The organism is Desulfotomaculum copahuensis (assembly GCF_001655685.1).
Lineage (GTDB): Bacteria > Bacillota > Desulfotomaculia > Desulfotomaculales > Desulfovirgulaceae > Desulfotomaculum_G > Desulfotomaculum_G copahuensis.
In genome coordinates this window covers 24995-31706 of sequence record NZ_LYVF01000092.1, presented here as the reverse complement: position 1 = coordinate 31706, position 6712 = coordinate 24995, and the positions used below count along the sequence as shown (strand labels likewise).

Genomic DNA, 6712 nt, shown 5'->3' with positions numbered 1-6712 from the left:
CACGGCACACCTCAACTTTCTCACCTCCGTAAAAAGCATGAAAAAAGCGGCCGGCTAAAAAGCCCACCGCGTGGATTGCTCCTGCTGACAGGATATGGTATAATAATTTAATCGTCCTCAAAACTGTTTCCGCTATGTGTGTCTCGGAGGTTTAAACACCGTGAATCCTCAAGCAAAAGAATGGCTTGATCAATCTGAATATGACCTGGACACGGCAAAAAGCCTGTACCGCACCCGGAGGTATATTTACGCTATTTTCATGTGCCACCTGGCAATTGAAAAGGCGTTGAAGGCCCTGGTAGTTGAACAAACGGATAAAGCTCCGCCAAAGACTCATAATTTAATCAACCTGATTAAACTGGGCAACGCCGTTTTAACTGATGAACAAACAAAGTTTGTCAGCCGCTTGAGCTTGGCGGGGGTTGTCACCAGATACCCCGGGGAACTGAAGCAGGCCATTGACGAATACCCCCGCCACGTTACCCGTGAATATCTAAACCGCACAAAGGAAGTGGTTAAATGCCTCAAACATCAAATCGGGTAAGCGAAATTGTCAGGCAATACTTGTCTGCTTTATCCCAAAATGGGGTTCCCATTCAAACGGCCTACCTGTTCGGCTCTCAAGCCAAAGGCACGGCCGGGCCATATAGTGACATTGACTTGATCGTTATCTCCACCGCTTTCAGGGACATGCCTCAATGGAGGCGCTGGGAAATCCTCGGCGATGCCTTGGCCGAAGTCATGGAACCTATAGAGGTACGCGGTTATGCACCGGAAGAGATTGATCGGGCCCAAAAACAAAGAGCCAGCTTTCTTTACGAAATTTTATCTGGACCGGAAACCGTTGAATACAGGCTTTAAAAAGCCTGGTCAGGTCAGCTCGTGAATATCTTTCTACCGTTTTTTCTACCATCAGGTAAATAAAAAGCAATACAACTGCGTTCTTCAGATTATCGCCGAGTCGTCCGAACCGCGTCAATTCTGGACTCAGCGATATTTCATTGAAACACGTTACAGACATGGATAAAACTCAAAATCCGCCGGGCTAACCACCCGTGTGGGTTCGACTCCCACCTTCGGCACCAGGAAAGACAAATGACTCCCGGTTTTGGGAGTCATTTTGTGATCTAATGCTGTTTTTCAGGAAAACCGATTTCGGTTTGGGATGTCCCTTGCCGGGCTCATAAACCGCACGGTGCAACACCCGCATTATTTGCCCTTAAGCATTTCCACCAGCCGCCCGATAACCGTCGCCAGTTCACCCCAGGTAACCCGGGCACCGGCCGGATGACTTCCGGTGATCAAACCCATCTTTAACAGCTGATCAACCGCTTCCTGCGGAATGTCCGCCGCATCAAAGAGACCCATCCGGTCCAAAACCACGGCGTCCATTTCCCGGGTTACAAAGCCGCCCGGACTCGAGCCGTCAAATGCTCCGGCTTTCTGCGCCTTTTCCCAGGAACTTTTCGCCCAATCACCCACTTTATCCTGCCACCTTCCATACGGCGCCGCGCCTACTGCTTCCAGTTGCACGGACCGGGCATGCTGCCAGTCGTAATAGCTAATCCCGGGTAGGCCTGCGTTTTCTGCCAAGCGGCCGAAACGGACGATCTCATCCGTCGCCACTTCACCGTAACATTGACCGGCCGGCACAACCGGTTTATAAAATTGTTTCAATCCGGCCAAACACCGCGATAGCGCTACTTCCGGGGTCATCTTGAACAGGCCCCAGTAAACCTGGGGCAAAACAGCGTCGCACCAGCGGCTGAATTCATCCCAGGGAAACTCCGGGTGCAGGTCCGGAATGCCGAAGGAAGTATAGCCAACCGGTATGCCGCTGAATATATTACGGAATGCCGTACCCAAACGGGTGGCCATATCGGCACCGGCCGGTTTTTCATACTCTTCTTCGGCATCCACAACCAGCCAGTCGGCACCGGCCGCCACCGCCTGTGCCGCGGCCTTTGCCTCGCCCCGGGGATCGGTGCCGTATGAATATCCCCACGCGCCAACCAGCAGACCGGCATCATGCGCCGGACCGGCAATGCTCCCGATCTGGGGCCAGTAGCGCGAGCCGTCCCAGCCCTTGACCAGTAAACCGGTGAGCCCCATCCCCAGTGCCCGGGTAATAATTTGCCGCGGTTCGCCACTCTGGTCAAGCTGCCAGATCCACACATATTTACCCCGCCACGGTTCGGACACAACCCCACCCCCTGCAAATATCATCTTATCTTTTATCAAGGCTTACCGCCATATATTAAATGGTTCTTCATCCAGCCGTCACTATCAGTATATGACCCCGGCCCGGGTGAGTTACGGCTTCACCGGCTTGTTCGGGACCGGGCCGGGAACCACCGCGGTCAACCTGCTCCGGGACAAGCCCGGAGGCCTCCCCGCGAAGGTTTCCGATATAAATAATATCCGCCTTGTTTTTACTGGCGTCGGGCCTTGCAGCGCTACAGCAAAACTAATAAAATAACTTTGTTAAGGACGGGCGACGCAATTTAAAATACCCCTTCTCCCGCTATCCTGCCGGAAAACCATAGAAACCCTGTTAAAGGACTGAAGCCAAATGGTTCATTTGCGCCATTGCACCCTTTGCCCCCGCCGCTGCGGTGCGAACCGGGAGGCGGGTAAAAACGGGTTTTGTTGCGCCCCGGCCCGGCCCAAGATTGCCCTGGCCTCCCTGCATTTTGGGGAGGAGCCGTGCATCAGCGGTACCGCCGGTTCGGGGACGGTCTTCTTTTCCCACTGTAATTTGAAATGTGTCTTCTGCCAGAACCATGAAATCAGTCAAGGCGGTTTCGGACGGGAGGTGGATGTGGAGCAACTGGCACAGATATTTATCAAACTGCAGGAAAAGGGCGCCCATAACATCAACCTGGTTTCCCCCACCCCTTACGTGCCGGTCATTTCCCCGGCCATTAAAGTTGCCCGCCGCCGGGGGTTGGCCATACCGGTAGTTTACAATACCAATGCCTACGAAAATGTGGAAACTCTGGCCTTGCTGGAAGGACTTGTGGACATATACCTGCCGGATCTGAAATACTTTTCGGCGGAACCGGCCCGCCGCTACTCCGCCGCACCGGATTATTTTCACGCCGCCACTGCGGCCATAAAAGAGATGTACCGCCAGGTGGGGACGCCCGTCCTGGATAAAAACGGCCTGGCCCGCCGGGGATTGATCATCCGGCATCTGGTCCTGCCCGGTCAGGTGGCGGATTCTATCCATGTACTGCACTGGATTGCCGGCAACCTGCCCAGGGAAGTATATATTAGTCTGATGGCGCAATATTTTCCCGCCCACCGGGCGGTCCGGATACCACCTTTGGACCGGCGGCTGAGAGTTGACGAATACGAGGATGTTGTGAACTGCCTGCTTAAATTGGGCCTGCAAAACGGCTTCGTGCAGGAAATGGAAGCGGCTACGGAAGAATATGTGCCGGACTTCAACCTGTACGGGGTGCCGGAGTCGGCAACGGGCCGGTCCGCAACGGGGGACGGCCCGGTTGGTATGCACACAAAATAGCCCCCTGTTTTACATTATAACGGCGGGGGCATACGGCATTGGCTTCACGCAAACAGCTTTTCGGTTGACCTGTTCGAACCGGCCATATATCCGGCAAAATTTCCATCATGAGACGTAATTATACCGGCGTCCGATATGGACCTTGATTGGTTAACCGTCCTTTTAAAAGTGGTTTTTACCAGGCATGCTTTTTGCCGATCACAGTTCTTTCAAGACCTTGCTGGAAAGCTTCCGTACCAGTACCACCGGTATTTCGGACAGGCAGATCACACTGCTGGCCAGATGACCGACAGGCATGCTTTTTAGATCTTCCTTACAATGGTTGGGCATGATGATTGTACTGATGTTGTTGTCGCGCGCATAATTGACCAGTTTTTTCGCCAACCGGGCACAATTGTCCGCTTGCCATTCTTCATAATTATAACCCTTGTTCTCAAGCACCTGTTTCACTCTGTCCAGGATTTTTTGTTCCTGGGGAAACTTCACATCATACCCGGACCAGTGATCACTGCTGTTTTTCTTTGCGCAGTTTTCGTTTGACCCGGTAATAATAGTCAGCTTCATTTCCGGATTGTTTTTGGCCATTATTGCCGTATAGGCGGCACAGGAAAGGGATGGCTGGGAAAGATCGGTAAACAGCAGGGCATTGATGGACATGGCACTCCCTCCTTATTTAACCGACTGCCTTATTTTTTAATCTGCGTGATCGAAATAAAAAAATTGATTTCATGTTATGCCCGCATCCCCCCAAGCATAATATTGCAGTAAATCGCTGGCACTGTTTTTGCTTAACTTCACTAAAAGAAAATCCTGTCTATAGTAAAATTGTATAACAATATTTCATAACTGGCAAGGGTTTTCAGAAAACTTTTTAGCGCTAAAAAGGAAAACCGGAGCAGTTTCCCGCCCCGGATGATATCGAACACCTGCGCCACTTCAAGCCACGTGGGCGCAGCACCTGTAAAAGGATAAGAATGCCATTTGTTTTCCCGGCCGCAATCCGCTTAATACTTACGGTCTCTCGCCACGGCCCGCCGGGTGCCGTTGTTCTATACTATTGCTTTGCCCAGCCAAAAACCGCTTCACTTTTTCCACCGCCTGGGGGATGGCCGCCGCGACAGCGGGTGTGCATTCCCGGTCAAAGGTGGTGGTATCCGCCACCTCGATGGCGATAATCCTGATCTCACGCGGCATTTCCCCGCCGAACAGATCATACCCGATTTTTAGTGTGGTGGGCAGGCTGAGATTGTGGGTGCCGGAAAAAGTAGCGCTGAAAAACAGATCATCCGCATCCAGTTCCAGCAGTGTGCCCGGTTCATTCCCCAGCCGCACCCCGTCCACAATCAACGCCCGCTCGTAGCCCAAAATCTTGTCCAGTACTTTAAAGTCGGTGGCCATCACGATTTCGGTGTCCACCCGGCCTTCAAACTGCCGGGCCACCTTGATGCCCACGGAGTCGTCCTTCAAAACCGGATTGCCGATGCCAATGACAATAGTGTTCATAACAACACGCCTCCCGCTAAATACACCGCCATAAAATGTGCTTCATAATCCACCGGTCCGGTAATGAACAGGCGGCCCTTACATTGAAGGATGCGACTATACACGGCCCGGACGGGTTCCCAATATTTTGAAGAAACCGGTCATGCGATTACCCCTTTTAAATAGTGCGGGGCGCTGCATTAGCGGCATATGGGATTGTTGATTACGTGATCACCGGTTAAAAGTTTCTCAGGCTCTGATACAGTTCCCCCTTGTTGTTGAAGATGTCCACCTGCACCGGTTGCCGGCCGGGCAGGTTGTGTGTGGCGCAGGCCAGGCAGATGTCATAGGGGCGGTAGGCCATTTCCACCATGTTCAGGATCCCCTCGTCCACATTACCGTCCTTGATGCAGTGTTCAGCCGCCCGCCGGACGGCCACATTGATCGGTCCCTTGTTGTGGGTGGTGGCCACAATCAGGTTGGCCTCCTGCACGATGCCTTGATCGTCCGTTTTATAATGGTGAATGAGTGTGCCGCGCACGGCCTCGATGATCCCCACGCCTTCTTCCGGCATACCCAGTTCAGCGCGGATATCCGGGCTGGTGATGCTTTCATCCAAGGCCAGCTGCTGCACCTTCTCCGCCGCGTTTAACAGCTCGATGGCCCGTGCCCAGTGGTAAGCCAATATGTTGTGCACCGGTTTTTGGCCACCAAAGGCGGCCAGCATTTTTTCGTAGGCCTCCTGGGCCAGCGGCGTATCCATACCGCTGGACACGTTGAACCGGGCCAGCGGCCCAACAGAGTACAGGCTGGTGTCCGGGCCGTCCACCACGCCCCGCCAGCCTATTTTTTTCAGGTAGGGCATTTTCAGATAGCTCCAGGGCAGGACGCGCTCCGCGATGAAATCCAGATATTCCTTGCCCCGGAAGCGGCCGATCTCGTCGCCCTGCGCATCAATGATCCGCTGGGTGCCGTCATAGTATTGCGCCCGGTTTTGTTCGTCCACGGTGCCCATGTAGTTGCAGACCACCTTGTACATGTCACCGGTGACCAGTTCCATGTAGGCCTGATTCTTGAGCACCACGTCCTCAAACACTTTCAGCGTTATTTGCCCGAGCTCGACCATGTCCTGCGACAAGGCCAGAATCTCCCGCCGCTCCTCCTCCGTCACGCGCTTGGACCAGCCGCCGGGCAGCGCCGCCACCGGGTGAATCGGCTTGCCGCCCAGCATTTCCAGGACCTTTACCGCGCTGTAGCGTTTTTTCAGCACCAGCCGGCCGGTCTCGGCGCCCACGGCCTCGATCAGTCCAATCAGGTTCCGGGCGGCGGGGTTGGCAGTGGGTCCGACCACGAAGTCCGGAAAACCCAGGGCATAGAGAATGGCGCAGTGGTCCTCCACATAATGGGCGTTTAAAAAGAGTTCCCGGATCTTTTTCGCCGTGGGGGTCGGCTCCGCCTTGTAGACGGCGTCGGCCGCCTTTACCGACGCCGTGTAATGCACGGCCCGGCAGACGCCGCAGATGGTGGAAACCGTCCGGGGCACTTCCTCAATGGGCATGCCGGTCAAAAACCGTTCATAACCCCTTAATTCCACGGTTTGGAAGAAAGCATTGTCCACATTTCCCTGTTCGTCCAGAAAAATAGTGATTTTACCGTGACCCTCCAGCCTGGTCATCGGGTTGATTTCGATCCGTTTCAACC

At 53.8% G+C, this 6712-nt stretch carries 7 protein-coding genes; 3 read left to right on the top strand and 4 right to left on the bottom strand.

Annotation, left to right across the window (positions count from 1 at the left end):
• Positions 1-160 precede the first annotated feature (160 nt).
• Entirely contained in the window at positions 161-544 is a 384-nt protein-coding gene (locus tag A6M21_RS06800; RefSeq protein WP_066667279.1) for a HEPN domain-containing protein, read from the top strand.
• Positions 520-861: a nucleotidyltransferase domain-containing protein gene (locus tag A6M21_RS06795; RefSeq protein ID WP_066667277.1), complete on the top strand. Its 342-nt coding sequence runs from the start codon at positions 520-522 to the stop codon at positions 859-861. Before A6M21_RS06800 ends, A6M21_RS06795 begins: the two co-directional genes overlap by 25 nt.
• A 348-nt stretch (positions 862-1209) precedes the next feature.
• On the opposite strand, the gene A6M21_RS06790 is transcribed toward A6M21_RS06795, so the two are convergent.
• Entirely contained in the window at positions 1210-2202 is a 993-nt protein-coding gene (locus A6M21_RS06790) for a hypothetical protein (RefSeq protein WP_066667274.1), read from the bottom strand.
• Between the two features lie 370 nt (positions 2203-2572).
• Between A6M21_RS06790 and A6M21_RS06785 the strand changes: the two genes are divergently transcribed.
• Positions 2573-3529, top strand: coding sequence for a radical SAM protein (locus A6M21_RS06785; RefSeq protein ID WP_066667273.1), 957 nt, complete (start codon positions 2573-2575; stop codon positions 3527-3529).
• 198 nt (positions 3530-3727) lie between these two features.
• On the opposite strand, the gene A6M21_RS06780 is transcribed toward A6M21_RS06785, so the two are convergent.
• The 3 genes from A6M21_RS06780 to A6M21_RS06770 form a co-directional block, all read right to left on the bottom strand.
• Positions 3728-4186: a universal stress protein gene (locus A6M21_RS06780; RefSeq protein WP_066667271.1), complete on the bottom strand. Its 459-nt coding sequence runs from the start codon at positions 4184-4186 to the stop codon at positions 3728-3730.
• Between the two features lie 354 nt (positions 4187-4540).
• Positions 4541-5032, bottom strand: coding sequence for a hydrogenase maturation protease (locus tag A6M21_RS06775; RefSeq protein WP_066667269.1), 492 nt, complete (start codon positions 5030-5032; stop codon positions 4541-4543).
• 217 nt (positions 5033-5249) lie between these two features.
• On the bottom strand, positions 5250-6710 hold the full coding sequence (locus A6M21_RS06770) for a Ni/Fe hydrogenase subunit alpha (protein ID WP_066667267.1): 1461 nt from the start codon (positions 6708-6710) through the stop codon (positions 5250-5252).
• Positions 6711-6712 lie beyond the last annotated feature (2 nt).